Here is a 26,028-nt window from a genome sequence, read left to right as displayed (position 1 = left end):
ATATGTATCAATTAACGGTTATTGGCCTTGGGGCAGCGGACTTCGATCAGCTGCAGATGGGTGTTTATAAACAATTAAAGCAGGCAAAACAGTTATATGTGCGTACAGAAGATCACCCTGTACTCTGCGATTTAAAGGAGGAAGGGGTGGCGTTTTCCAGCTTGGACTACATATATGAAAAGCACGATACATTTGCTCCCGTGTATGAAGAAATTGCTTCAGTGCTGATAGAAGCAGCAAAGCGTGAGCCGGTCATGTATGCAGTACCCGGGCATCCCCTTGTTGCAGAGCAGACAGTGCAGCATCTCATCGAAGCAGAGCGAAACGGGGAAGTGCTTTTAAAAATCGAGGGCGGACAAAGTTTCCTGGATCCTATTTTTGGAGCATTGAAGATCGACCCGATTGAAGGGTTCCAACTGCTTGATGGGACAAGCATGTCGGTGTATGACATCAATATGCGCCAGCATATTTTAATTGCTCAGGTTTATGATGCATTCAGCGCATCAGAAGTAAAACTGACATTAATGGAAAAGTACCGGGATGATTATCCGGTAACGATTGTGACTGCAGCAGGCTCTTCGAAGGAAAAGCTATTGACCGTGCCCCTTTATGAGCTGGATCATGTGGCAGAATTGAATAATTTAACAACGGTCTATGTACCACCTGTAGCGTCTGACGAAGAGGCATTACGTGACTGGACGACATTCCGCAAAATTATCGCCACTCTCCGTGGTCCAAATGGCTGTCCGTGGGATCAGAAGCAGACGCATGAATCGCTGAAGAAATATTTGCTGGAAGAAGCGCATGAATTTTTGGCTGCCGTTGATGCAGAAGATGACTATGCCATGATTGAAGAGCTGGGAGATGTTCTGCTACAAGTATTTCTCCATGCCCAAATCGGAGAGGACAATGGTTATTTCAATTTAGAAGAGGTACTCGCCTCTATTAGTGAAAAAATGATCCGGCGCCATCCGCATGTATTCGGTGATGTAGCTGTCGAAGATGCAGAACAGGTAGTGGCAAACTGGGAAGAAATTAAACGGGCGGAAAAAGGCGAACAGAAAGAGCCTCTTCTAGATGGGGAATACCGTGCAGACTCTTCTTTACAGACAGCTTATAACTATCAGAAAAAGGCTGCGAAAGTAGGTTTTGATTGGCCGAATGTGGAAGAAGCATGGGATAAACTTATGGAAGAAATGAAAGAATTCCAGGTAGAAATAGAAAAGGGCGATGCCCGACAGCGGATGGATGAATTTGGTGATGTGCTGTTTACATTAGTAAACGTGGCACGTTATTATAAGATCTCTCCCGAGGAGGCCATGCTCCATGCGAATGAAAAATTTGCACGCCGCTTCCGTTATATAGAGAACGAGGTAAAGAAGAACGGTAAAGAGTTTACGTCATTTACTTTAGAAGAGCTTGATGCCTTTTGGAATGAGGCAAAGCGACAGGAAAAGGGGAAATAATCATGCGTTTAGATAAGTTTTTAAAAGTATCAAGATTAATCAAGCGCCGTACATTGGCAAAAGAGGTGGCAGTACAGGGCCGTATTACGATCAATGGTAAAACAGCTAAAGCCAGCAGCACTGTGAAAGTCGGTGATGAGCTGGCTATCCGATTCGGTCAAAAGATTGTCACAGCGCGTGTAGAAGAGCTGCGGGAAAATGTACGTAAAGAAGAAGCGGCCGGTATGTTTACGATTGTGAAAGAAGAAAAGCTAGAAAAAATCGAGCCTGAATTCATAGATGATGAAGAATAATAAGAAATGAATATAGGCAAAAAAATAGAGCGTGATAGTAAAATTTACTGTCATGCTTTTTTTTATGTGTGCATACAGTGTAGAAAGTGGACAAGGAAGGGGAGCTAATATGCATACTGAAAGCACAAGATATACAATTCCATCAGGAGATCATTTAATAACGCTGCGTAATCGTAAGCGTATGGATATGACATCGGTAAAGGAGATTGAGCGGTTCGACCAAGAGGAATTTTTTATTAGAACATCCCAGGGGCATTTGCTCATTCGCGGGGAAGAGTTAAAAATCGTCCATTTAGATGTGGACAAGGGACTGCTTACATTAGAAGGAATGGTCAAGCTTGTTCAATATGATGAAGAAGACTCAGGCCTATCGAAGAGCCTATTGCATAAATTATTTGGATAATGTCAGTACAATTAGTTAGCACGTTCATCATGTTCTTGGCAGGCATTATGGTCGGAACAGTAATTGATTGTATCCGGCATATGACTTCCTCGTTACCGAAAAAATCAATTTTTAATAAGCTGTCACCTTTTATTGAAATAGGCTTTTGGGCCATTTTGGGTACGATTACTTTTTATTTTTTATTTTTAATTAAAGGCGGGGAATGGCGGGCAATAGACCCTATTGCCCAAATAGCAGGAATTATTGCGTATGATTTATTTTTTCAGCCTATAATGCGTTTCATTGGAAGAGTTTTTGTGAATATAGTAATTAGGCCTTTTCTGTTTGTCGGTCATCTTGTTTTCCTCATCATTCGAAAAGTTATTCACATAGTAGTTGGAATCGTGAAGTTTTTAGGAAGACCCTTTTCCAAAATTTATAAAACTTCTAAGAAACGGTTTAATTCCGCCAGGTAAATACGTATAATAGGAAATAATACTATTCGAAGAATATGGGGGTGAACGGCGTGGCGCAGCGTCAACAACAAGAACAAGTACATAGAGACTCTGTTAAAACGTTGGATAATGACTATGTCCGTTCAAACGCGGGACAGGTAAAGAAGCAACAAATTAAACAACGTCAAAAAGTGTTAAGCCGTCGGAGATTAGCAGTATTTTTTGTGTTTGCTGCTATTATATGTATCGCTTTAGTTAGTGCAAGAATGAATCAACATACACGTTTGGCAGAGAAGGAAGAAGAGAAACGCCAAGCACAGGAAGAACTTGCAGCGGCCAAAGAACAGCAGGAGATGCTGAAGCTGCAAATAACTAAACTGGAAGATGATGATTATATTGCCAAGTTAGCCCGTAAAGAATATTTCCTCTCAGAGGATGGGGAAATCATCTTTACTATTCCTAAAGGGAACAAAAAAGAAGAAGACGACGAGCAATAACAAAAAAGGCGAACACGCGCTATGCGACGTTTGCCTTTTCAAATGGGTTAAAATCATAGGAAAGATTAAGGACTTTCAGCCGATTTGTCGTTTTATAGCGAGAGAGTGTTGTTGACAGGTAAACCTGGTCAGCTATAATAGAAGAGAAACTGATAAAAGTTTCACGATATTTCAGGACTGATACAGTCGCTTAAATTTTAAGGAGGAGCATTTTTTTTATGTCAATTGAAGTAGGCAGCAAAGTACAAGGGAAAGTAACAGGAATCACTAATTTTGGAGCATTCGTTGAGCTGCCAGATGGCAAAACGGGTCTAGTGCACATCAGTGAAGTAGCAGACAACTATGTCAAAGACATCAACGAACATCTCAAAGTAGGGGATGAAGTTGAAGTAAAAGTGATGAATGTTGAAGCGGATGGGAAGATTGGTCTTTCGATTCGTAAAGCAAAGCCTCAAGCTGAGCGACCAGAGCGTCCGCAGCGTCCTCGTCGTGATAACAATCGTTCACACGAGCGAAACGATCGTCAGCCGAAAGAAAACTTCGAGCAAAAAATGGCACGTTTCTTAAAAGATAGCGATGAGCGTTTAGCTACATTAAAACGTGCCACAGAATCAAAACGTGGCGGCCGTGGAGCACGCAGAGGGTAATTTGCTGGCTGTTTTAATTGTAGAAAAAGTGTGATATATAGTAGCGAATCATGTTTATTGGCATGATTCGCTCTTTTTATTTCTTCCTGCACGCAGTTGACCTGGAAGAGAGGTCGTCCATTTTTCAGACGTTTCCTTTTTGTTGTGCGATAAATAGCTTTACTAAGCCGATAAACGTAATAATACCGATCACTAGCCCGATTACTAACAGAAGAATCTGTAGGAGAACGGGCGTCTCAGTTAAAAAGAAGCCTAGCGAAATAAACAGTGCACTGGCCGCACATAGGGCCGACAATACACGAAAATCTTTCATCATACTTTCCAACCTCCTTCTTCCATCATAAACGACTATGAGGGACAAAAAAAGCTGTGTCTTACTATTTATAGGTGACAAATTGTTCATACATTATTATAGTAAGAATAAGTACACATAGAAGGGACGATGGGTGAAAGATGGACTTTTAATCTTATTTTCATGAGCAGTCGAAAACGAATGTTTCAGTAAAATAGGATTAGTCTGCCCATTTCCAAAAAAAGTATTAAAAGCGGTGTTTTCTGCCGTTTTATTTGCTGACTAATCCTTCCAAAATAATTGGAGGGATTTTTTTCTCTCCATTTTTATCGGAGGAATAAAGATGAAGGAACTTTTAACGACAGAGCATTTGACTGTAGAAGCAGGGGAGCGGCTGCTTTTCAAAGAAGCTAAATTGACAGTGAAGGAAAGGGAAATCATTGGGGTCATCGGGCGTAATGGAGCGGGGAAGTCGTTGCTTCTTTCTGCTATTGCAGGGAAGATGAAAGAAATAGAAGGTCAGTTGAACTGGCGGAAACGTATAACAATCCAGCTTGTTCCCCAAGAAGTAGAGCATTATGAGGGGAACTATTTACCTTCGATGAGGCATTGGCGTATTCCGGAATTGCCATATGAGCTGCTAAGTGGTGGGCAGCAGCTAAAGTGGCGTCTAGCAGAAGGGTTTTCAAAGGGAGCGGAACTGCTTCTGCTGGATGAACCAACCAATCATTTAGATGAAACTGCCGTTTCTTTTTTAATAAAAGAAATTAAAAATTACAAAGGTGCGATGATTATCGTTTCACACGATCGGCATTTTTTAGATGAGGTCGCAACAAAAATTTGGTCAATCGAGGAACAGGGGATCATTGAGCAGGAAGGGAACTACTCTCATTATATTTATGTGCGGGATGAACGGAAAAAAGCCAGGCAGGCAGCCTATGATAAACAACAGAAAAAAATAGAGCAGATTGAAAAGCAGATCGGTGAATTGACTGCATGGTCCCAAAAAGCACATAAACAATCAACAAAGCAGGAAGGTTTTAAAGAGTATCATCGTGTAAAGGCAAAGAGAACCGATGCCCAAATCAAGTCGAAACGCAAGCTTTTGGAAAAACAGTTGCAAAAGGAAAAGGTAGAGGAAGTAAAGCAGGAGCACGACGTGTTCTTTGATTTTCAAGGAAAGGCGAAACAAGGAAGACGCCTATTTGAATTAAAAGATGTAACAGTAGCTTTTGATAATAACGTGTTGTTCAAACATTTCCATTTAACGATACAAAAAGGAGAACGCATTGCCATTAGCGGTGATAATGGAAGCGGTAAGACGACTCTTTTGAAGTTGCTGACAGGCGAGATAGGGCCTTCGGAAGGAACGGTGTGGCGCTCTCCAACAGCAAAGATCGGCTACTTATCGCAGCAGGTGTTCGATCTGCCCCTTCATGCTACACCCGCTCAACTGTTTGAAAGAGAAACATTTGAAGAACGTGGTAAGGTACAAACAATCATGTCACAGCTCGGATTTAGCCAGTTGCAATGGAAAGAACCAATAGGGAAGATGAGCATGGGGGAGCGCGTGAAATGTAAGCTCATGCAATATATTTTAAATGAGACAGAAGTACTGCTGCTGGATGAACCGACCAATCATCTAGATCTTCCATCACGTGAACAGTTGGAAAGAACATTACTTTCTTATCCCTGTACATTATTTGTTGTCTCTCATGATCGTTATTTTCGGCAAAAAATCACAAATACCGAAGTGAAATTAAGCGAGTCACAACATAAAAAGCCACCAAAAGAAAGGGATGATAAGGAAGATCTACGGATGAAGCTTGAAAATGAACGGCAGCACGTATTAGGAAAGTTGAGTATATTGACGAATAAAGATGAAGAATATGCAGAATTAGATGCGAAGTTCCTAGAACTGACAAAAAAAATCAATGCATTGAAGTAATAAAAAAGCGTAGAACGATCTAAAATCGTCCTACGCTTTTGATATGACCCGTACGGGATTCGAACCCGTGTTACCGCCGTGAAAGGGCGGTGTCTTAACCACTTGACCAACGGGCCGTTGGTGGCGGCAGAGGGGATCGAACCCCCGACCTTACGGGTATGAACCGTACGCTCTAGCCAGCTGAGCTACGCCGCCAAAATTAACAACAAAGACTATATTACTAGCGATGCCTGAAAGTGTCAAGCAGTTTTTTAATAGAAATCTTATGTATTTATTTATCATAATGTCAGCGTTTCCGTCGAACAATTTTCAGAAGGAGCCGATACAAACAGACAAAATTCCGTTCTCTCATTTCTTATAATAGACCCCATATAAAGGGGGAGGAAAATTGGTGACAACTCAAGCTTTACGACAATTATCGAACTTAGATGGAGAGCGGGCAGCAGGAAGTGAAAAGAGACTAGCCTTTTTACTGCAGCTTACTTTTTTAGGGATCGGTTTCTTTTTAGCGAAGTCCGTCTTTTTTGGAGCGGCAGTCCCGTTTTTTGTCCCATTTTGGGCGATTGTAAATTTACGGTACCAGCATGTGAAATGGCCGGCATTAATCGGGGGCATGATCGGTACCTTAACGCTGGGATTTGGGCAGTTTGTTATTGTCTGCCTGCAAATCTGCGCGTATCAGTTATTAAAAAGAATGAGGAGACTACCGCTTCCGGTTCTCGTGATGTTAGCGACTCTGCTTGTCCAGACCGGCTGGCAGTGCATCGTTTATATGGGCTGGCCGCCGCCGATTATACAATTTTACGTTGCCTGTGAAGTAGTCCTTGCCACAGTGATGACGATTTTTTTACATTTCACTCTGCTGCCCCCATATCGTTTTTGGTCAGCGGAATGGTCGTATGAGCGGGCAGGAGCAGCGTTCTTTATCCTGGCAGCCATCCTGACAGGTATGTCTTCCTTTACATTTTCGATATTTAATCTAGCTATTATTTGTCTTCATCTTTTTATTTATATCGCAGCATTTGTCGGCGGCGTTACATTATCTACGATTATTGCAACGATATTAGGGGCTATCGTTGGCATGGCGGAGCTTTCGTTTACAGGCATGCTTGCACTCTATGCATTGACCGGTGTCTTTGCGGGCAGCAGTATGAGGATGGGAAGGATAGGCATTGCGCTTAGCGGTATTGCACCAAGCGTTTTTTTCTTTTTCTATGATGCAACATTACCACTGGATATTGTTTATTTCTCTTCCATTGCGACCGCAACACTTTTATTCCTGCTGATAAGCGGCTCTGCGCTAGAGAAAATGCGGATACTTTTTTATCCAAAGCGGGAAGAAGTCTTATTAAGAAGGCAAGAATGGCTGACGAATAATATGGCTCAAACAATTGAACAGTTCCAGCAATTTGTTTTCTTCATGAAGGATCTTGTATTTGATCGTTTTACTGAGCAGTCTGCAGCGCCCAAGAATCTCCAGCCGTGCAATATATGCCAGGAATGCTTCCGGTACGACCATTGCTGGGGAGAAGAACAAAATATTGTGGAGCCTATTTCGCAATATTACCGGGCAAGGGCCTCTAGAAAAACAGTTGCCACTGTGCAGGCGGAGGAACTGCTAAAAGCAAAATGTATCAAGTCATCAAAATTGCTGCAAGAACTTGAGAGAATATTATACAATGAGCAAATGAATAACCAGCTTTTCCATGGGAAGAAAATGATTGCTCTCCAGCTGCAGGATGTAAGTCATCATTTAAACGGACTGCTGCAGCAAATGCAGGGGGAATCTGTGACATTTCAATCGATGGAAAATGAATTGCTGGATCAATTTCAAAGTGCTCAGCTGAACTGTTTTCAAGTGGATATCCTATCAAATGAAGTAGGCCGCCGCCGTATCGTCTGCTCTGTTACAGCAGAGAAGGCAGAACATGTAACAGAGCTTAGTGAACGGGTATTGCTCCCGGTTTTATATGAACGTTTTTCAGAGCCGTTCTATGTAGACCGGATTGATTATAGAGAGGTGCCGTTCCCTTACGTGGAGGTACGTGTAAAGTCATCGGTTCGGTTCACGATGGAGCAGGGAATCTATAGCCAGGCCAAATACCAAACATCTGGGGACGCCCATGCATTGTTCCCGATTCATGAAGGGTTGACGGCTGTTATGCTGTCTGATGGGATGGGACAGGACCGCCGTGCACGTAAGGAAAGCGATACACTTATCCGTATGCTGCGTGAATGCCTGACGTATAATATGGATCCGGAGACAGCTATGCATACGATCCATTATGTCATGTCTTTAAAGCGTGACAGCGATCTATATGCCACAATTGACTTTGCCCTTGTTGATTTGCAGCACGGCTCGCTTTGGTCCTGGAAGGCCGGGGGAATCGCTACCTATATTCTTCGCGGAAAGGATGTATTGAAAATAGAAGGCAATGCTGCACCGGTAGGAATGATGCCAACCTTCTCTATTGAAACGGAATCGCTTCGGCTGAAGGCAGATGATATAATTATTATGGCATCAGACGGTTTGTTTGAAGGAACTAGTAATTGGCATAAGCAGGAAACTACTTTTTTAAAGCTGCTGAAACAGACAAATAAGCCGCATCTTTCGGCTGACGTATTATTGTACGATGTAATGGCGCAATACAAGCGTATATTTGACATAGATGATGATTGTACGGTTATTGCCTGCAAAATAAAGCATATTAATCCAGAGTGGTCGGTATTAAACTTAGTGTAAGAAGGTGAAGAGATGAAAGGATTTGAGGAAAAGGTACTGGCGTTTATCAAGAGTGAACAGTTGGTAAACAGTGGAGACCGGCTTCTCATTGCTTGTTCGGGGGGCGTCGACTCAATGGCGCTTCTCCATTTTTTTGATCAATATAAACAGTTATTACATATTGAACTGTACGTGGTGCATGTGGATCATATGCTGCGCAAAGATCAATCAGCGGGAGACCGGAAATTCGTGGAGGATTTTTGTGCAAGTCGTAATATCCGTTGCTTCAGTACAGCAATTCCTATCCCGAGTATTTTAAAAGAACATGGCGGGAACTCTCAGGCAGTCTGCAGGCAGGAACGTTACGGTTATTTTGCTGATGTTATGAGGGAACATAATATAAAGACGCTGGTAACAGCACACCATGCGGACGATCAATTGGAATCCATGCTGATGGCACTTGCTAAGTCAGGGAGTGTAAAAGGAATGCTCGGTATCAAGGTGAACCGTCGTTTTGATATCGGTCGTGTAATCCGTCCATTTTTGATGGTTACAAAGGAAGAGATAAGGGAATATTTAAAAAAAGACGGTCTCGATTATCGGGAAGATCCGAGCAATGCAAAGGATGACTATACACGCAATAGGTTCCGACATCATATCGTCCCTCTTTTAAAGACAGAAAATAAAGCCGTTGCACAACATGCTGTACAACTAGCACTGCAGCTGGCACAAGATGATGAATACCTACAGGAGGTTGCGCAACATGCTTTTGACCGTTTAGTCACAAAAAAAGGCGGAAATTGCTATGAAGTTGAAATTCATCCGTTTATAAGCGAGCCACTTGCTTTACAAAGAAGGCTCATTTTAATACTATTAAACTATATTTATAACGATACAAGCACGTTTCAACGTCATGCATTATGTACATCCATTTTAAATTTATTCCAGACGCAAAGCGGGAATGCCATGTTGAATTTGCCACATTCATTTTTGGCAAGCAGGCAGTATGGCAAAGTCCTGTTCCATCAGGCACAGGAAAAGGAACCATTTGTTCCCTGGGAGCTTACTGTGAATAAGTGGAATGAGATTATGGATCTTCGTGTGTACATAGGAGAACCCTCTCAAATGACCGCGCTACAAAGTGACGAAGCGCAAGCATTCTATTGCAGCGCCGATAAGGTATCCTTTCCATTACGAGTAAGAACTCGCGAAGAGGGAGACCGAATACAGCTACCTGGCATGTCCATGCCAAAGCGTTTATCCCGCCTCTTTATAGATGAAAAGGTTCCTCTTGCTAAGCGAGATGAGTGGCCGCTACTCGTTGATGTTCACAATGACATATTAGCAGTACTAGGATTACGTGTAAGTAGTAAGTTTTCCAGAACAAGACGGGCTGATGATGACTGGGTGTTCATTATCGACTCGAAGTAAGGCTGGAATGCTTGAACAATCTCGAGGAGGAATCAATGATGATTCAGAATGATATTGAAAAGATTATGATTACGGAAGAGCAGCTCCAGGAACGTATTAAAGAACTGGGAGCGGAGCTGACAGAGCTTTATAAAAATGATTTTCCATTGGCTGTCGGTGTATTGAAGGGTGCAATGCCATTTATGACAGACTTGATGAAGCGTTTTGATTCCTATGTGGAAATTGACTTTATGGATGTTTCGAGCTATGGGAATGCAACGGTATCTTCAGGGGAAGTAAAAATTCTCAAGGACTTGAATACAAGTGTGGAGGGCCGAGATGTCATCATTATCGAGGATATCATCGATAGCGGCTTGACATTGAGCTACTTGGTGGATTTATTCAAGTATCGTAAAGCGAAAACGATTCGCATCGTCACGCTTTTAGATAAGCCATCAGGACGAAAGGTTGATCTGAAGGCTGATATTGTTGGGTTTGAAGTACCAGATGGTTTTGTAGTTGGCTATGGTTTAGATTACGCAGAAAAATATCGTAATTTACCTTACATCGGGATTCTAAAACGAGAAGTTTACTCCTTTTAAATAAAATACATGTAACGATTTCGACAAAAATCGCGCAAAACGTATTTTATCTAGGGCTTTTCGTTGTATGTAGAAATCATCGTATGTTAAGATTTTACTTATAGTTTTTCTGTAATGTTGTGAGGAGGCTGGGGATGAATCGAATATTTCGATACACCATATTTTATTTGTTAATCTTTCTCGTAATTATCGGGATTTTTGGCACATTCAACGGGGGGAATACTCCAACCGATGATCTTACGTACCATGAGTTTTTACAGGCCTTGGACGAGGATACGATCGAGTCGGCAACTATTCAGCCGGAAAGCGGCGTATACGTTGTAGAAGGCAAAATGAAAGGTGCAGAAGAGGGAGAGAAGTTTACTGTTAACCTTCCTCAAAATAACCAAGCACTGATGGAGCGCCTGACGGATCTTAAGCAGTCATATCCAGATGTGAAATGGGAAAAAGCACCTGAGACGAGCGGATGGGTTCAGTTCTTTACTGGCATCATTCCATTCATTATCATCATTATTTTATTCTTCTTCCTCTTGAGTCAATCTCAAGGCGGCGGTAATAAGGTGATGAACTTTGGTAAATCGAAAGCAAAGCTTTACGACGACCAAAAGAAAAAAGTACGCTTTACAGATGTAGCAGGCGCTGATGAAGAAAAAGCAGAGCTTGTAGAAGTTGTAGAATTCTTAAAAGACCATCGTAAATTTACTGAAATTGGAGCTCGCATTCCAAAAGGTATTTTACTAGTAGGTCCTCCTGGTACGGGTAAAACATTACTTGCTCGTGCAGTAGCAGGGGAAGCCGGCGTACCGTTCTTCTCGATTTCAGGTTCTGACTTCGTAGAAATGTTCGTTGGTGTCGGTGCATCACGTGTTCGTGACTTATTTGAAAATGCGAAGAAAAATGCACCATGTATCATCTTCATTGATGAAATTGATGCTGTTGGTCGTCAGCGCGGCGCTGGTCTAGGCGGTGGCCATGATGAGCGTGAGCAGACATTGAACCAATTGCTTGTTGAAATGGATGGCTTTGGCGAAAACGAGGGTATTATTATCATCGCTGCAACTAACCGTCCAGATATTCTAGATAAAGCATTATTACGTCCAGGCCGTTTTGATCGTCAAATTACAGTGGGACATCCAGATGTAAAAGGACGCGAACAAATTCTAAAGGTGCATGCGCGTAACAAGCCACTTTCAGATACAGTGGATTTAGCAGCTGTGGCACAACGTACACCGGGGTTCTCGGGTGCGGATTTAGAAAACTTGTTAAATGAAGCAGCACTTGTAGCAGCTCGTAAAAACAAGAAAACCATTGCAATGATTGATATTGATGAAGCTTCTGACCGCGTTATTGCGGGTCCAGCGAAAACGAGCCGTGTTTACTCTCCTAAGGAGAAAAAGCTTGTTTCGTTCCATGAAGCAGGTCATGTAGTTGTCGGGTTAATGCTAGATGAAGCGGACACAGTGCATAAAGTAACAATCGTACCACGTGGTCAAGCAGGTGGTTACGCAATTATGCTTCCGAAGGAAGAACGTTTCTTCACAACGAAGCAAGAGCTATTAGACCGCATTGCGGGACTTCTAGGTGGCCGTGTAGCAGAAGAAATCGTACTTGGTGAAGTTTCAACCGGTGCACATAATGACTTCCAAAAAGTAACAAGCATTGCACGTGCAATGGTTACAGAGTATGGTATGAGTGATAAAATCGGGGCAACTCAGTTTAGCTCAAGCTCTGGTGGAAACCCGTTCTTAGGACGTGATTTCACTACAGATCAAAACTACTCTGATCAAATTGCGTATGAAATCGATCAAGAAGTACAACGTATCGTAGGTGAGCAATACGAACGTACACGTCAGATTTTAACGGAGCGACGTGATTTACTGGATTTAATTGCGAACACTTTAATGGAGAAAGAAACATTAAATTCACAAGAAATCGAGTATTTACGTGACCATGGTGAGTTACCAGCCCAACCGTTAGAGATGATGGGAGAAAAACAAGCAAAAGAAAATACAACAGAACCGACAATTGAGGTAGCAGGTACACCAACGATCAATAATGATATGCTTGGTAAAGAGCCGGAGCCATCAGTTGCAGATTTACCAAAACCGGAATCAGAGCTGAAAAAACAGCAAGGTATCGATGAGGATCCAAATCGAGGTTAATTTAAAAGGACAAAGCATTCGCTTTGTCCTTTACTTTTTTATGTTTATGCACTGATAGGGTAGGTAGCCAGTTTAAATATGGCACAAGTACGGAGGGGATTAAAGAAAATAATAGATACAGTGTCAGAAATCCTCTTGGTCAAATACAGCATGCACACCTTTTACCGTAATAATTTGTCCTGTAATCGGGTTGGTTTGACCCCCTGCAGGAAGGCTGTGGTATAGGCAACATCTAGCGCTCTTCCAAGACGTTAGAAAGGGTATGACTTTACAACCTGCTTTTCTATGTCGGGTATAAAGGGCAAATTATCCTGGTCGATTAAACTGATTGACAAGACATTTCATGGAATTGGGTAACGACCTACCTCCTAGGTAATAGATTTAATAAAGCTGATGATCCCGTCCCGAACAATAAGTTTGTGGCCGCCTGTACGACCAGAAACCGCTAATAAGTGTAATAACTTAATCTGCTTTTGCTCTTTTATTGCCGGTAAAAATACATAAGCTAATGCAAGTAAACCGTTTAAACAAACATCAATCTCTTTTTGCCACCCTAACAGAGAATAGTTGGAAGGTTATGGAGGTTGTGTATAAGGCATTGGTGCTGGGAAATGTAACTGTGCCTAATGATAATTCCATTACGGATTTTAGCTGCTGGACATCTTCAACTGAACTGAGGTCCGCTCAAAAGAGGAGAGAAGCCTTCGAATATACCGAACCTGCCTCTAACCAAACCATGTAAATATAGATGAAAGTGCATGTCTTGGCACAATTTGTTTAATGTTGTTTGCTCACTTAAAAGATTTGAATAGGTTGTAGAGTAAGCTCTAATTTCATGTAATATCTCCCTTTGTAAAGTATTGTGTAATAGCAATGCTCACTTAAGGCTACTGTTGATATTTCTAGATTTATTAAAAGAATAATTTTTATAAAAAAATTAAAATTCCATACTGCAATTTGTTCTTATTAGAAAAGGACATATATTTTGGTTAAGAGCCAAAATTAAATTTTTAAAGCTTTTTATGAGGAAAAGAAGAAGGTGTTGCAATTACGTCTTAACGATAAAAAATCTGAAGCTGTTCTTGACCGTTCTTTCTATGTTATTATTTTTAACAAATGGACAGGTGGTGAGTATATGATTTTGGCATTAGATGTAGGGAATTCAACGATTATATTAGGCGTATATCATAATGATTGTTTAGTTCATCATTGGCGTATGAGTACGGAGAAAAAAGCGACCGAAGATGAATATGCTATGAAACTACAATCGTTTTTTACACATGCAGGTATCTCATTTGACCGAATTTCGGGCATTATCATATCCTCCGTAGTACCTCCAATTATGTTTGTGCTAGAGGAAATGTGCAAAAAGTATTTTCATGTGAAGCCTTTAGTTGTAGGTCCGGGCGTTAAAACCAGCCTTAATATAAAATATGAGAATCCGAGAGAAGTTGGCGCGGATCGTATTGTGAATGCCATTGCAGCTCTACAATTGTACGGGGGGAGACCATTAATTGTAGTAGATTTTGGTACTGCCAATACGTATTGCTATATTAATGAAAAGGGCGATTATATAGGCGGAGCTATTGCGCCGGGAATTTCGATTTCCAGCGAGGCTTTATATAATAAAGCTGCAAAGCTACCCCGAATTGAAATTGCCAAGACAGCTCAGGTAGTGGGGAAAAATACAGTAGCAGCGATGCAAGCTGGCATCTTTTATGGCTTTATTGGACAAGTAGAGGGTATTGTCGGCCGTATGAAGGCACAAAGTGAAGAAGAACCATTAGTTGTTGCAACGGGTGGTATTGCGAGTTTAATTGCAAATGAAACAAAGATGATCGATATCGTTGAGCCTTTGCTGACATTAAAAGGCTTGTATATCATTTATAAAAGAAATCAATAAGAAATGAGGAATGACAATGACAGGTGACTACTTGGTAAGAGCACTCGGCTATAACGGACAAGTACGGGCATTTGCAGCACGTACGACAGAAGCAGTAAGCGAAGCCCAGCAGCGTCATCATACATGGCCTCTTGTTTCTGCTGCATTAGGCCGTGCTATGACAGCCAGCGTAATGATGGGAGCTATGCTGAAGGGTGAAGATAAGCTGACAGTGAAAATTGAAGGCGATGGTCCAATTGGTCCCCTTATCATTGATGCCAATGCAAAAGGGGACGTCCGTGGGTTTGTAACAAACGGGCAAGTCCATTTTGATCTAAATGAGCTTGGCAAGCTGGACGTACGTGCCGGGGTAGGAACAACGGGTTTCCTAACGGTAGTAAAAGACCTTGGCATGCGGGATATGTTCTCTGGACAGACACCGATTGTATCCGGTGAAATTGCGGAGGATTTTACATATTATTTTGCTACGTCAGAGCAGGTGCCTTCTTCCGTAGGGCTAGGCGTTCTTGTGAACCCAGATAATACAATACTTGCAGCAGGCGGTTTTATTATCCAATTAATGCCGGGGTGTGAGGAAGAGACAATTGATGCGATTGAACGGCAGTTAAGCATCATTGAACCAGTCTCTAAAATGATTGAAAAAGGAATGTCTCCGGAAGAAATTTTAGAGGCTGCTCTTGGTACAGAAAGTAATATGCAATTGTTAGGTACGCAGCCGGTAACGTTCCATTGTCCATGTTCAAAAGAGCGGTTCAGTGCAGCAATTCTTGGATTGGGTGCCGGGGAAATACAAGAAATGATTGATGAAGTAGGGCAGATTGAAACACAATGCCATTTCTGCTTGGAGACATACAATTTTTCAAAAGCCGAATTGCAGGAGTTAATCGATGAAATCAACACACAAAACTAGCGGTGCTAGACAAACACCTCCCACACCGAATTCTGTACCGCTGACACAACGACGTTTAAAAACAAAGCCGGCTCTTGCTGTAATGGGCATTTTATTGCTAGGTAACTTAGTATGGTTTATGTTATGGGTGTGGCCATCTAATAAAGATCAAAGCGAAGGAGAAGTCGTTGCTTCGATTGATGGCGATAAAATTACACGCCAGGAATGGTTGAGTGAAATGGAAAGCCGCTATGGCAAAGAGACGCTTCAGGACTTGGTGAACGAAGCAGTGATGGAAAAAGCGGCTAAGAAATATAATATTAAAGTGACCGATGAAGAAATTAATTTGGAAATCGCTCTTTTGCGATCGACACAAGATGCAACTGATACAGCAAATTTAAAGGATACCCAGCTTCGGCAAAAAATACGCGCCCAGCTTATTTTAGAAAAAGTGCTGGCAAAGGATATTTTGATAGAAGAAGGACAAGCAGCTACATATTATGAGGAGAACCAATCCTTATACAATATTCCTACCTCATATCGGACAAGTATGATTGTCGTCTCTTCAAAAGGGGAAGCAGAAAGTGTGAAGGAAGAGCTGAAAAGCGGCTCGGAGTTTTCTGTGCTGGCTCGTGAGCGTTCCTTGGATACTGCCTCTGCTAGCCTTGGCGGGGATATCGGCTACATTACAGAAGACCAGGAATCGGTTGATTCAGCTATTTTAAAAGCAGTGAGTGATTTAAAACCTGAGGAAATTAGCAGGCCGGTCAAACTAAGTGATGGCAGATATGCAATCCTAAAGATGAAAGATGTATTGCAGGGCCAATCGTTCTCTTATGAAGAGGTAAAAGACCATATCTCAAGGGAACTTGCTATGGAGCAGCTATCCCCTACGATTGCTCCGGAAGTATTTTGGTCGGAATTTGGGGCAGAATGGTTTTACGGGCAAGGAGAATAGAGCAGAAAGAAGGTGAAGGGAGTTCTTCACTTCTTTCTTTTGTATTTGAATTTTCCGAAAAAATATCTAGGAAATGTAAGGTGTTTCATTGACAAAGGTAATAGGAAATTGGTAAGATGAAATTAATAAAAACCTATTTACTTGGTAGGAATTAAAGAGAGGATGAGTTTCATGAGCAAATTAGCAAATTCCGTTGCGGATTTAGTTGGTCGTACACCAATTGTAAAACTAAACCATGCAACAGGGGAAAACGAAGGTACTGTATATGTAAAATTAGAGTACTTTAACCCTGGTTCATCAGTAAAAGACCGCCTTGCATTAGCGATGATCGAAGCAGCTGAGAAAGACGGTACATTACAACCGGGCGGTACAATTATTGAGCCGACATCAGGTAATACAGGAATCGGTCTTGCCATGATCGCTGCTGCAAAAGGATACAAAGCAATTCTTGTTATGCCGGAAACAATGTCTTTAGAGCGCCGCAACTTATTACGTGCTTATGGTGCTCAGCTAGTATTAACTCCTGGCCCGGAAGGTATGAAGGGCGCTATTGCAAAAGCAGAGGAACTAGCCGCTTCAGAAGGCTACTTCTTGCCACAGCAATTCAAAAACCCAGCAAATGCAGAAATTCACCGTTTAACAACTGGTCCAGAGATAGTAGAAGCATTTGAATCAGAAGGATTACAGCTTGATGCATTTGTAGCGGGTATCGGGACGGGCGGTACAATTACAGGTGCAGGTGTCGTGTTAAAAGAGAAATACCCTAATATTGAAATTATTGCTGTAGAACCAAAAGACTCTCCAGTTCTTTCAGGCGGTAATCCTGGTCCGCACAAAATTCAAGGAATCGGGGCAGGTTTCGTGCCGGAAGTATTAGATACAGAGATCTATGATTCTGTATTCCCTGTTGAGAATGAAGTAGCATTTGAAAATGCTCGCAAAGTAGCGCGCGAAGAGGGAATTCTAGCTGGTATTTCTTCAGGTGCAGCGATTTATGCGGCAATCGAAGCAGCGAAACGTTTAGGTGCAGGCAAAAATGTATTAGCTATCGTACCATCAAATGGTGAGCGTTACTTATCTACACCTCTATACCAATTCGAGGATTAATAAGAAGAGGAACTTTGACTGGGCGCAGCGAGAAATCGTTGCGCTTTTTTGTTGACTCTTATTAGCTTTCTTCTCCAATTTCGAGTTTAATAGTAAGTAATTGCGAAAAAATTGGAGGTTCTTATGACGGCACTAAAAGTAGAAACATTTTCATTTTCAATGACAAAGGATGCTTTTTTTTATAGCTTCAAACAACAAATCCAAAATGAAAGAGAATATGCCTTTTTGGAGAGTGGAAGAGGCGGTCATTATTCAATTGCTGCACTTCAGCCGTTTGCGACAGCTACTTCACAAGAAGAAGGTCTACATATCCGATGGCATGACGGGGAGACAGAAGTAAGAAGAGGAGAGGCACTTGCACAGCTCGAAGCGCTTGTTGACGAGTACAAAGTAGGGCGGGACATGCAGCTCCCTGTATTTCAGGGCGGGGCAATTGGCTTTATCTCCTATGATTATGTAAGGAAGATTGAAATATTGCCGGAATTAGCAGAAGATGATCTGCACATTCCAGATCTATTCTTCTATTTATTTGATGCATGGGCAGTACATGATGTAAAGAATGATATTGTAACATTAATGAAATTACCGTCCAGCCTTAAAAATTTGGAAGCATGGGCAGCACATTGGCAAAAGTGTGCGGAAACAGGACAACAGGAGCGCCTATTTGGACAGGAACAAGCCGTAGAGGTAAAGCCCGATGAAAGCGAGCTGACCGTATCATTTTCCGGATTTTCCTTTGAGGAGGCAGTGCGAAAGATCCAGCAATATATCGGGCAGGGAGATGTCTTTCAGGTTAATCTTTCGGTCCGCCAGGCAAAGCAGCTTCATACGACACCAATAACGATGTATGAGGCAGTCCGCTCGTTTAACCCCTCGCCTTATATGGCATTAATTGCCCATGAGGAGTTTGCCGTTGTAAGCGGATCTCCTGAGCTGCTGATCAAGCGGGACGGTAAAGAACTTTCAACTCGGCCAATTGCGGGTACACGTCCGCGTGGCAAATCAGATAAAGAGGATATAGTACTGGCAAATGAACTGATCCACCATGAAAAAGAACGGGCAGAGCATGTTATGCTGGTGGATTTGGAGCGGAATGACCTTGGGAAAGTATCAGCCTATGGGACGGTCGAGGTAAATGAATTTATGGTTATTGAACGCTATTCCCATGTGATGCATATCGTATCAAATGTTCGTGGGCAATTGGCAGAAGGAAAAACGAATACAGATGTCATTCGTGCCATGTTCCCGGGTGGAACCATTACAGGTGCACCTAAAATCCGTACGATGGAAATTATCGAGGAGCTTGAGCCTGTCCGCAGGGGTCTTTATACAGGTTCCATCGGCTGGATCGGCTACACAGGAGACATGGAGCTCAATATTGTAATACGGACGGCCTTTATTAAAGACGGCCTCGCTTATATCCAGGCGGGAGCAGGGATTGTCATTGATTCCATCCCCGCAAATGAATTTATCGAGTCACTTAACAAGGCAAAAGCGATGTGGCAGGCCAAAGCGATGGCGGAGGGAGTAAAACAATGATTTTAATGATCGACAACTATGATTCCTTTACTTATAATCTTGTGCAGTATTTAGGAGAATTAGGGGAAGAATTGCTTGTGAAGCGTAATGATGAAGTAACACTAGAAGAGATTGAGGGGCTGGCACCAAAAATGCTCGTCATTTCGCCTGGTCCGTGTACACCGAATGAGGCAGGGGAAAGCTTACGCATTATTGAATATTTTGCCGGGAAGGTTCCGATTCTTGGCGTCTGTCTAGGGCATCAGGCAATTGCCCAGGTGTTTGGCGGCAAGGTAATACGGGCTGAACGGTTAATGCATGGCAAAACGTCCCCTGTGCAGCATGCAGGTATTGGTCTTCATGCGAAGAATAGTAATCCTTTTACAGCAACACGCTATCATTCACTTATTGTAGAACGTGATTCACTTCCTGACTGCCTGGAAATTACAGCATGGACAGAGGAGGGGGAAATTATGGGTCTCCGCCATAAAGAATATGCGATTGAGGGTGTGCAGTATCACCCGGAGTCCATCATGACAGAGGACGGAAAACAGCTGCTGAATGAGTTCATTACGTTATACTGCAAGGAGTGAAAACAATGCTTTGTTGGATGAACGGAGAATATATAGATTCTACTGAAATACTTATTTCGCCATTTGATCACGGCTTTTTATACGGAGTCGGCTTTTTTGAAACCTTTCGTACATATGAAGGTAAAGTACCATTTTTACAGGAGCATTTGGAGCGTTTAGAAACAGCACTACATCATTTCCATATTCATATGCCCTATACGATAAAAGAGTTTCGTACAGTTATCGAACGGCTGAATGAAGCCGTGGGAGGGGAAGGTTATTTTCGTCTGAATGTATCAGCCGGGCCCCATGAGATCGGCTTGCAGCCAACGAGTTATACAGAGCCTACCGTCATTCTCTTTCGTAAACCTTTACTTGAGCGTCCGCGCGGAAAAAATAAGGAAGCTATTTGGTTAAAAACCCCCCGTAACACAGCAGAAAGTGCAAACCGCTTTAAAAGCCATCACTACGGCAATAATGTTCTTGCCCGTTTTGAGGTGCCTAATTTGGCTGATTATGAAGGGTTTTTCCTGACAAAAGACGGCTTTGTGGCAGAAGGTATCACGTCAAATATCTTCTGGGTGAAAAATGATATACTTTATACACCGTCTTTATCGACTGGTATTTTAGGAGGTATTACAAGGGGTGCTGTAATGGATATTGCTGCTAGCCTAGGCATCATTGTAAAAGAGGGGAATTATAAATCGGCGGCACTTGAACAGGCGGAGGAGTGCTTTGTGACAAATGCGGTACAGGAACTTGTACCGATTGACCGAATAGGTGGAGTGATTTTTGAGGGGCATACAGGCCCGGTTTACAACCGGCTGCATGATGCCTATCTTGCACAAATTTTCAATGGATAAAGGGAGAATAAAGATGCTACAACACTATCCGAAACCACTTATATTGAATGGTATAACATTAGACTATACAAAAGAGACTTTTATTATGGGAATCCTAAATATAACACCGGATTCCTTTTCGGACGGCGGCAAATATAATACAGTAGAAGCTGCAGTAAAACAGGCAAAGAAAATGGTAGCGGACGGAGCGAAAATCATCGATGTTGGCGGCGAATCTACACGACCGGGCTATGAACGTATTTCCGATGAAGAGGAAATCAACAGAGTAGTACCAGTCATTAAGGCATTACTACGTGAAGTGCCTGCCATTATTTCTATTGATACGTACAAACCGGCTGTAGCCCGTGCAGCAGTCGAGGCCGGCGCTCACATGATAAATGATATTTGGGGTGCTAAGGCAGATCCTGCCATGGCGGCCGTAGCAGCGGCGTATAATGTACCCATTATTTTGATGCATAACCGTCAAAATGAATTGTACAGTCATTACTGGGCAGATTTTATAAAAGACCTTAAGGGGAGCATTGCGATTGCGAAACGGGCCGGCGTGCCTGATTGTCATATTATATTAGATCCCGGTATTGGCTTTGCAAAAAATTTAGAGCAAAGTATTGAAACGATGCAGCGCTTAGACGAGTTATCTGCTATGGGCTATCCCGTTTTATTGGCGACGTCCCGTAAACGGATGATTGGCTCAATTTTAGATCTGCCTGTAGATGAGCGTGTCGAAGGAACGGCTGCGACTTGTGCTTATGGGGTGATGAAGGGCTGTCATATAATGCGTGTTCATGATGTGAAAGAAGTCTCTCGCACCGTAAAGATGATCGATGCCCTTGTCGGCAAATTTACAGTGGAAGGCGAGCTTGCTCCCCGCCATTAAGAGGAGAGGTTAACTATGGATTATATTCATTTAAGAGAAATGCAGTTTTTTGGGTACCACGGTGTCTTGCCAGAGGAAACAGTACTGGGGCAGCGTTTTCGTGCCTCCGTATCATTAGCGGTTGATCTACAGCAAGCCGGGAAGACAGACAACCTAGACAACACGGTCAGCTATGTAGGCGTATACGACATTTGTAGGGAAGTTATTGAAGGAAAGCCCTTTAAACTGATCGAAGCAGTGGCAGAAGCAGTAGCAAGCCGTGTGCTGTCCCAATACGAAGGACAAGTAAAGGGCTGCCGGGTGGAAATTATCAAGCCTGACCCTCCAATTCCGGGACATTATAAAGAAGTAGCGGTAGAGATTGTGCGAGGTATATTTCAATGAATACGGTGTATTTATCAATTGGTACTAATATGGGTGATAGAGAAGCTAATTTAAAACTAGCAGTAAAGTTACTAATGGAAGCAGAAAATATAACAGTGGAAGAAGTTTCATCTGTTTATGAAACAGCGCCGGTAGGCTTCACCGACCAAGCTGCTTTTTTAAATATTGCTGTACGTCTTACAACGGATTTACCACCGGATGGGATGCTCCGGTTATGCCAAAAAACAGAGCAGGAGCTGGGGCGTATACGAGAGTTTCGATGGGGCCCCCGGATCATTGACCTTGACATTTTGCTATATAATCAAGAAAATATTGAAACAGATAGCCTAATTGTGCCGCATGAACGTATGTTCGAAAGGGCGTTTGTCCTTGTACCGTTAATGGAGATAAGCACTCCTGCAACGGAACAATTACGCCAAGCGCACGAAGCGCTTGCATCACTAGATATACAGAAAGAAGGCGTCGTGCAGTGGAAGAAGAGCGTTACGGCAGAAGAATTCGTGCGTTCCGGAAGTTAAAAAGAATCCAGCAAGTGGAGTTCGCAAAGCGGATCGGCGTTTCCACAACTCTCTTGGGACGCATGGAACGCGGCGAGAAGATACCGACGGCTGAACAGCTTCAAAAAATTGCAGACGAACTCCATATAGATGTTCAGGAACTAATCGGTGAATAACTTCCAGGAGGACATAATGATGATGAACGAACAAAAGCCGTTCCAAATAGCACATATCGTAATGGATAATCGTGTTGTATTGGCACCCATGGCCGGCATTTGTAATTCGGCTTTCCGTCTTACGGTAAAAGAATTCGGTGCAGGGCTGGTCTATGCGGAGATGATTAGCGACAAAGGGCTTGTACAGCGTAATCAAAAAACTTTGGACATGCTTTATATCGATCAACGGGAAAATCCGCTGTCTCTACAGATTTTTGGCGGCGACAAAGAAACACTGGTAGAGGCTGCAAAATATGTGGATCAGCATACACCAGCAGACATTATTGATATTAATATGGGCTGTCCGGTAAATAAAATTATAAAATGTGAAGCCGGCGCACGTCTTTTATTAGATCCTAATAAAGTTTATGAAATGGTAGCGGCTGTTGTAGATGCAGTGAAAAAACCGGTATCTGTTAAAATGCGGATCGGTTGGGATGATGAGCATATTTTTGCTATCGAAAATGCCCAGGCAGTAGAACGTGCCGGTGCCGCAGCAGTAGCTGTGCATGGACGCACACGCGTACAAATGTATGAAGGCAAGGCCGATTGGAATATGATCAAGCAAGTGAAAGAGAACGTCGGCATCCCGGTACTTGGTAATGGAGATGTAGAAACGCCGCAGGATGCAAAACGCATGCTGGAAACAACAGGTGTAGATGCAGTGATGATTGGTCGGGCTGCATTGGGAAATCCATGGATGATTTATCGGACGGTACAATATCTTGAAACAGGCGAGTTAAAAGAAGAGCCTTCAGCAGCAGAAAAGATTGATGTATGTCTTCTGCATTTTGAACGCTTGCTCCAATTGAAGGGTGAAACAGTGGCGGTCCGTGAGATGCGTAAGCATGCTTCATGGTATCTGAAAGGCATCCGTGGAAATGGAAAAATCCGTAATGCCATTAATCAGACGGAAACAGCGGTCGAGCTGCGTGCATTATTAACAGGTGTAGTAGCGGAATATGAAACACGAGAAACGGAACTTATGGTACAGTAGGTGCCATATAAGAAAGAGGGCTGTGTTAAAAGTTGTGTTGACTTTTAACACAGCCTTTTTCCATGGTAAATATCCGCTATAAAATATTGCTTATACGGTAGTTGCATCAATATGCCACCATCTATGTCATAAAGGAGGCGTCCCCGACAGTCTTCTAGGACGCTCCTTTTTTGATAATTTATTCAGAAATAGTCCGAAAGTGATGAATACACACGTAAATTTGTGTACAATAAGAAATTATGGACAAAATGTACCGCAAACCTGCGGATCATGAAATAGGGAGTGACAAACGTGTCAAATATAGAAGAATTAAACGACCAGCTTTTGGTTCGACGCCAAAAGATGACGGATATTCGTGAAAACGGCAAAGACCCATTTGGCGGCCGTTTTGAACGTTCGCATTTATCAAATGAAGTAAAAGCAGAAAATGAAGAATTTACAAAAGAGCAGCTGGAGGAAAATCCGCGAGAGGTAGTAATTGCCGGTCGTATTATGACAAAGCGGGGAAAAGGTAAGGCAGGTTTCGCCCACATCCAGGATCTTGGCGGCCAAATCCAAATCTATGTACGTAAAGATGCGGTAGGCGATGAAGCATATGAATTATTTACGAAGGCAGATCTGGGTGATATCGTCGGTGTGAAGGGGAATGTTTTCCGTACACAAGTCGGAGAACTATCCGTAAAAGCTACGGAATTTATATTTTTAACAAAGTCTCTTCGTCCGATGCCAGAGAAATTCCATGGTCTGCAGGATGTAGAGCAACGCTACCGTCAACGCTACCTTGACTTAATGACAAATGAAGAGAGCAAAGAAACATTCATTATGCGCTCTAAAATCATCCGTGCCATCCGCAACTATCTAGATAATCATGGCTATTTAGAAGTAGAGACACCAATGCTGCATACAATCGCCGGCGGTGCTGCGGCTCGCCCATTTATTACTCATCATAATGCACTGGATATGGAACTTTATATGCGTATTGCTATTGAGCTTCACTTAAAACGCTTAATTGTAGGTGGATTAGAAAAGGTATATGAAATCGGCCGTGTATTCCGTAATGAGGGAATTTCGACTCGTCATAATCCAGAGTTCACAATGATTGAGTTATACGAAGCGTATGCCGATTACCAAGATATTATGAACCTAACAGAAAACTTAATTGCACACGTAGCTCAAGAGGTGCTAGGTACGACAAGTATCCAATACGGGGAAGATACGATTGAATTAGGTATAGGCTGGAAACGTGTACACATGGTAGACGCAGTAAAAGAAGCGACAGGTGTAGACTTCTGGCAGCCGATGTCTGTAGAAGAAGCACGTGCTTTGGCAGCAGAGCATGATGTAGAAATCAAACCGGCGCATGAAGTAGGGCACATTATTAACGAATTCTTCGAGCAAAAGGTAGAAGAAACGTTAGTACAGCCGACATTCGTAACGGGTCATCCTGTAGAAATTTCACCGCTTGCGAAGAAAAACCCGGAAGATCCACGCTTTACAGATCGTTTTGAGCTATTCATCGTCCGTCGTGAGCATGCAAATGCCTTTACGGAGCTAAATGACCCAATCGATCAACGTGAACGCTTTGAAGCGCAGTTAGCTGAAAAAGAAGCAGGAAATGATGAAGCGCACGAAATGGATAATGATTTCATTGAGGCACTAGAATACGGTATGCCGCCAACAGGTGGTCTAGGGATCGGTATTGACCGTTTAATTATGCTTTTAACGAATTCTCCTTCTATCCGAGATGTACTGTTGTTCCCAACTATGCGTCATACAACAAAGTAATAAAATAAGTAGAAGTAGTTTCCGTTAAAAGAGAAGAAGGATTTCCTCGATGACTAAATAGAGAAACTATCGGAAGCCGCACTACCCTGCGGCTTCCTTTTTCATTTGAGAGAGTAAGGCAGAGCTTATTAGCTCTGTATAAATATGATAAAAGGGTAAAAGTTGTTTGCCGGCAGATATAGAGAGTGATAATTGTTAAGTAAAGAAGGACAGCAAATGCTCTTTCGACACCGAGTAATTTATAAGGATCTAATGATTGCGGTAACTTTTCTATATAAAAAAGAAGAGTGATAGAGAATTAGCGAGCAAAGTGAGTGAGGTGAACGAAAAAAAGATTTAAAAAATCTTTTTAAAAAGGGTTGCGTTTGTGATGGAATTATGTTAAATTATTAAACGTCGCTGAAACGCGATAGAGGATTTAAAAACTTTTAAAAAAGTAATTGACTTCACAAGCGAGTTGATGTTAATATATAAAAGTTGCTGTTGTAAATAACGAAGTAACTTAAGAAACTTTTTAAAAAAGTTATTGACACTTAAATTAATAAGTGTTAATATATAAAAGTTGCTGCTAACGAGCGGCGGCGAAA

The 26,028-nt window shown here is 42.3% G+C and carries 25 protein-coding genes and 2 tRNA genes; 24 read left to right on the top strand and 3 right to left on the bottom strand.

Annotation, left to right across the window (positions count from 1 at the left end; genetic code table 11):
- The first annotated feature begins 2 nt into the window (after window positions 1-2).
- The 6 genes from yabN (at window position 3) to BOD01S_RS21360 (ending at window position 3,740) form a co-directional block, all read left to right on the top strand.
- Window positions 3-1,466, top strand: a complete 1,464-nt coding sequence (yabN, locus tag BOD01S_RS21385; RefSeq protein WP_036150992.1) for a bifunctional methyltransferase/pyrophosphohydrolase YabN — start codon at window positions 3-5, stop codon at window positions 1,464-1,466.
- A 2-nt stretch (window positions 1,467-1,468) separates the two neighbouring features.
- Complete coding sequence (locus tag BOD01S_RS21380; RefSeq protein WP_036150911.1) at window positions 1,469-1,759, top strand: RNA-binding S4 domain-containing protein; 291 nt, start codon at window positions 1,469-1,471, stop codon at window positions 1,757-1,759.
- 109 nt (window positions 1,760-1,868) lie between these two features.
- A complete protein-coding gene (yabP, locus tag BOD01S_RS21375; protein ID WP_036150908.1) occupies window positions 1,869-2,162 on the top strand; it encodes a sporulation protein YabP in 294 nt (97 codons plus the stop codon).
- Window positions 2,162-2,617, top strand: a complete 456-nt coding sequence (gene yabQ / locus BOD01S_RS21370; RefSeq protein ID WP_052124698.1) for a spore cortex biosynthesis protein YabQ — start codon at window positions 2,162-2,164, stop codon at window positions 2,615-2,617. Before yabP ends, yabQ begins: the two co-directional genes overlap by 1 nt.
- 50 nt (window positions 2,618-2,667) lie before the next feature.
- Window positions 2,668-3,093, top strand: a complete 426-nt coding sequence (locus BOD01S_RS21365; protein ID WP_036150906.1) for an FtsB family cell division protein — start codon at window positions 2,668-2,670, stop codon at window positions 3,091-3,093.
- A 218-nt stretch (window positions 3,094-3,311) separates the two neighbouring features.
- On the top strand, window positions 3,312-3,740 hold the full coding sequence (locus BOD01S_RS21360; protein ID WP_036150904.1) for a S1 domain-containing RNA-binding protein: 429 nt from the start codon (window positions 3,312-3,314) through the stop codon (window positions 3,738-3,740).
- Window positions 3,741-3,864: 124 nt separating this feature from the next.
- On the opposite strand, the gene BOD01S_RS21355 is transcribed toward BOD01S_RS21360, so the two are convergent.
- Entirely contained in the window at window positions 3,865-4,056 is a 192-nt protein-coding gene (locus BOD01S_RS21355) for a hypothetical protein (RefSeq protein WP_036150902.1), read from the bottom strand.
- Between the two features lie 319 nt (window positions 4,057-4,375).
- On the opposite strand from BOD01S_RS21355, the gene abc-f reads away from it, so the two are divergent.
- Window positions 4,376-5,980 carry a ribosomal protection-like ABC-F family protein gene (gene abc-f, locus BOD01S_RS21350; protein WP_036150900.1) on the top strand — a complete coding sequence of 535 codons (1,605 nt, stop codon included), beginning with the start codon at window positions 4,376-4,378 and terminating at the stop codon, window positions 5,978-5,980.
- 44 nt (window positions 5,981-6,024) lie between these two features.
- Here the strand turns inward: abc-f and BOD01S_RS21345 are convergent.
- Both BOD01S_RS21345 and BOD01S_RS21340 read right to left on the bottom strand, forming a co-directional pair.
- Window positions 6,025-6,096, bottom strand: a tRNA-Glu gene (locus BOD01S_RS21345).
- Window positions 6,097-6,098: 2 nt separating this feature from the next.
- Window positions 6,099-6,175 (bottom strand) — tRNA-Met (locus tag BOD01S_RS21340).
- Window positions 6,176-6,371: 196 nt separating this feature from the next.
- Between BOD01S_RS21340 and BOD01S_RS21335 the strand changes: the two genes are divergently transcribed.
- The 17 genes from BOD01S_RS21335 to lysS all read left to right on the top strand — a co-directional run bounded on the left by BOD01S_RS21335 (window position 6,372) and on the right by lysS (window position 25,441).
- Window positions 6,372-8,723 carry a SpoIIE family protein phosphatase gene (locus BOD01S_RS21335; protein ID WP_036150989.1) on the top strand — a complete coding sequence of 784 codons (2,352 nt, stop codon included), beginning with the start codon at window positions 6,372-6,374 and terminating at the stop codon, window positions 8,721-8,723.
- Between the two features lie 12 nt (window positions 8,724-8,735).
- Window positions 8,736-10,133 carry a tRNA lysidine(34) synthetase TilS gene (gene tilS / locus BOD01S_RS21330; RefSeq protein WP_036150897.1) on the top strand — a complete coding sequence of 466 codons (1,398 nt, stop codon included), beginning with the start codon at window positions 8,736-8,738 and terminating at the stop codon, window positions 10,131-10,133.
- A gap of 38 nt (window positions 10,134-10,171) precedes the next feature.
- Window positions 10,172-10,714 (top strand): hypoxanthine phosphoribosyltransferase, encoded by a 543-nt coding sequence (gene hpt, locus BOD01S_RS21325; protein ID WP_036150896.1) that lies wholly within the window; start codon window positions 10,172-10,174, stop codon window positions 10,712-10,714.
- A gap of 134 nt (window positions 10,715-10,848) precedes the next feature.
- Entirely contained in the window at window positions 10,849-12,876 is a 2,028-nt protein-coding gene (ftsH, locus tag BOD01S_RS21320) for an ATP-dependent zinc metalloprotease FtsH (RefSeq protein WP_036150893.1), read from the top strand.
- 1,135 nt (window positions 12,877-14,011) lie between these two features.
- Window positions 14,012-14,779 carry a type III pantothenate kinase gene (locus BOD01S_RS21315; protein WP_036150987.1) on the top strand — a complete coding sequence of 256 codons (768 nt, stop codon included), beginning with the start codon at window positions 14,012-14,014 and terminating at the stop codon, window positions 14,777-14,779.
- A 16-nt stretch (window positions 14,780-14,795) separates the two neighbouring features.
- Window positions 14,796-15,689, top strand: coding sequence for an Hsp33 family molecular chaperone HslO (hslO, locus tag BOD01S_RS21310; RefSeq protein WP_036150890.1), 894 nt, complete (start codon window positions 14,796-14,798; stop codon window positions 15,687-15,689).
- Entirely contained in the window at window positions 15,667-16,626 is a 960-nt protein-coding gene (locus BOD01S_RS21305) for a peptidyl-prolyl cis-trans isomerase (protein ID WP_036150888.1), read from the top strand. The genes hslO and BOD01S_RS21305 overlap by 23 nt, the downstream gene beginning before the upstream one ends.
- A 171-nt stretch (window positions 16,627-16,797) precedes the next feature.
- The gene (cysK, locus tag BOD01S_RS21300) at window positions 16,798-17,733 is read left to right on the top strand and encodes a cysteine synthase A (protein WP_036150887.1); all 936 of its coding nucleotides are present in this window, start codon (window positions 16,798-16,800) and stop codon (window positions 17,731-17,733) included.
- 123 nt (window positions 17,734-17,856) lie between these two features.
- Window positions 17,857-19,272, top strand: coding sequence for an anthranilate synthase component I family protein (locus BOD01S_RS21295; RefSeq protein ID WP_036150884.1), 1,416 nt, complete (start codon window positions 17,857-17,859; stop codon window positions 19,270-19,272).
- Window positions 19,269-19,844, top strand: coding sequence for an aminodeoxychorismate/anthranilate synthase component II (pabA, locus tag BOD01S_RS21290; RefSeq protein ID WP_036150882.1), 576 nt, complete (start codon window positions 19,269-19,271; stop codon window positions 19,842-19,844). Before BOD01S_RS21295 ends, pabA begins: the two co-directional genes overlap by 4 nt.
- Before the next feature lie 5 nt (window positions 19,845-19,849).
- The gene (pabC, locus tag BOD01S_RS21285) at window positions 19,850-20,686 is read left to right on the top strand and encodes an aminodeoxychorismate lyase (RefSeq protein ID WP_036150880.1); all 837 of its coding nucleotides are present in this window, start codon (window positions 19,850-19,852) and stop codon (window positions 20,684-20,686) included.
- A 13-nt stretch (window positions 20,687-20,699) separates the two neighbouring features.
- On the top strand, window positions 20,700-21,563 hold the full coding sequence (gene folP / locus BOD01S_RS21280; protein WP_036150878.1) for a dihydropteroate synthase: 864 nt from the start codon (window positions 20,700-20,702) through the stop codon (window positions 21,561-21,563).
- A 15-nt stretch (window positions 21,564-21,578) separates the two neighbouring features.
- Entirely contained in the window at window positions 21,579-21,947 is a 369-nt protein-coding gene (folB, locus tag BOD01S_RS21275; protein ID WP_036150876.1) for a dihydroneopterin aldolase, read from the top strand.
- The gene (gene folK, locus BOD01S_RS21270; protein WP_036150874.1) at window positions 21,944-22,465 is read left to right on the top strand and encodes a 2-amino-4-hydroxy-6-hydroxymethyldihydropteridine diphosphokinase; all 522 of its coding nucleotides are present in this window, start codon (window positions 21,944-21,946) and stop codon (window positions 22,463-22,465) included. Before folB ends, folK begins: the two co-directional genes overlap by 4 nt.
- Complete coding sequence (locus BOD01S_RS21265; protein ID WP_036150872.1) at window positions 22,417-22,620, top strand: helix-turn-helix domain-containing protein; 204 nt, start codon at window positions 22,417-22,419, stop codon at window positions 22,618-22,620. Before folK ends, BOD01S_RS21265 begins: the two co-directional genes overlap by 49 nt.
- A gap of 22 nt (window positions 22,621-22,642) precedes the next feature.
- Entirely contained in the window at window positions 22,643-23,656 is a 1,014-nt protein-coding gene (dusB, locus tag BOD01S_RS21260) for a tRNA dihydrouridine synthase DusB (RefSeq protein ID WP_407656011.1), read from the top strand.
- Window positions 23,657-23,938: 282 nt separating this feature from the next.
- Window positions 23,939-25,441 carry a lysine--tRNA ligase gene (lysS, locus tag BOD01S_RS21255; protein ID WP_174523114.1) on the top strand — a complete coding sequence of 501 codons (1,503 nt, stop codon included), beginning with the start codon at window positions 23,939-23,941 and terminating at the stop codon, window positions 25,439-25,441.
- The last annotated feature ends 587 nt before the right edge of the window (window positions 25,442-26,028 follow it).

Source organism: Lysinibacillus odysseyi 34hs-1 = NBRC 100172, assembly GCF_001591965.1.
Taxonomy (GTDB): Bacteria; Bacillota; Bacilli; order Bacillales_A; family Planococcaceae; genus Lysinibacillus_B; species Lysinibacillus_B odysseyi.
This window is presented reverse-complemented; position numbering and strand designations above follow the sequence as displayed.